This window comes from Actinobacillus ureae ATCC 25976, assembly GCF_000188255.1.
In the GTDB taxonomy this organism is placed as follows: domain Bacteria; phylum Pseudomonadota; class Gammaproteobacteria; order Enterobacterales; family Pasteurellaceae; genus Actinobacillus; species Actinobacillus ureae.
Map to the genome: position 1 here is coordinate 1 of NZ_GL831094.1, position 1,110 is coordinate 1,110.

The following is a 1,110-nucleotide window of genomic DNA, read 5'->3' on the forward strand; positions in this document are numbered from 1 at the left end:
ACTACAGCCCCATCAATTATTGAAACATCATACGGATATGATTAAAGAACGACGTATCATCGAACAAGATCTTCGAGATACACAAAATGAGTTGATTCAAACAGCCAAAGTAGCGGTAGTTGGACAAACTATGAGCAGCTTGGCTCATGAAATTAATCAGCCTTTGAATGCGATAGCTATTTATTTATTCAGTTTAAAGAAAAGCTTACAAACAGGAAATCTATCACAAGCAGAAACCTATGCCGAGAATATCAATAAACTGGTAGAACGAACTGCACATATAGTGAAAGGATTACGCCAATTTACTAAACGCCATACATTGCAAGATCCTTTACAACCGGTTTCACTCACACAAGCGATTAATACAGCATGGGAGTTATTAGCGTTACGTCATCAACCCATGCAGACACAGCTCTCCATTGAAGGTGAAAATGTTGTGAAAGGTAATGCTATTTTATTAGAGCAGATTTTTGTTAATTTATTGAGTAATGCTCTGGAAGCCTGCAAAACACAAGCGCATATTCAGATTCAACTTTATGCACAGCAACATAAAATTTATGCGCGTATTGAAGATAACGGTGAGGGCTGGCCGCTTGAAAGTGCGGATAAATTATTACAACCTTTCTATAGCAACAAAGAAGTCGGTCTAGGTCTAGGTTTAACGATTTGTCAGCGCATTATGCAGCAATTTAATGGCAATCTTTATATTGCTTCAAGCTTACATAAAAGTGCGGTAATTATTTTAGAATTTCCAGCTGATGAGCCACATTTATTAGGAACAGAATATGAGTCATAACTACACCGTTTTATTAATTGATGATGATCAAGATGTACTGCAAGCCTATCAATCATTGTTAGAACTAGAAAGCTATCGCACTATTGCGGTCAATAATCCAGTTACAGCGCTAGAACAGATTAGTGAAGATTGGCAAGGTATTGTGGTTAGTGATATTTATATGCCACAAATGCCTGGCTGGCAATTACTGGAACAAATTCATGCTAAAGATAAGCAGCTGCCCGTGATTTTGATTACGGGACATGGTGATGTGCCTATGGCAATTGAAGCTATGCAATGATCTGCCCCCCAAAAGTTGGACTAACCATCCAACA

2 protein-coding genes are annotated in these 1,110 nt (G+C 38.1%); both read left to right on the forward strand.

Translation table 11 applies throughout. From position 1 onward, the window contains the following. On the forward strand, positions 1 to 796 hold a 796-nt coding region (locus HMPREF0027_RS11200; RefSeq protein ID WP_044024566.1), incomplete at its 5' end, for an ATP-binding protein. Continuing rightward, entirely contained in the window at positions 786 to 1,076 is a 291-nt protein-coding gene (locus HMPREF0027_RS11205) for a response regulator (RefSeq protein WP_005625429.1), read from the forward strand. The genes HMPREF0027_RS11200 and HMPREF0027_RS11205, both read left to right, overlap by 11 nt. Positions 1,077 to 1,110: the final 34 nt, after the last annotated feature.

Bases quoted from the DNA above. Each gene is read 5' to 3' on its own strand.
- HMPREF0027_RS11205 (WP_005625429.1), top strand. From the start codon at position 786: ATGAGTCATAACTACACCGTTTTATTAATTGATGATGATCAAGATGTA.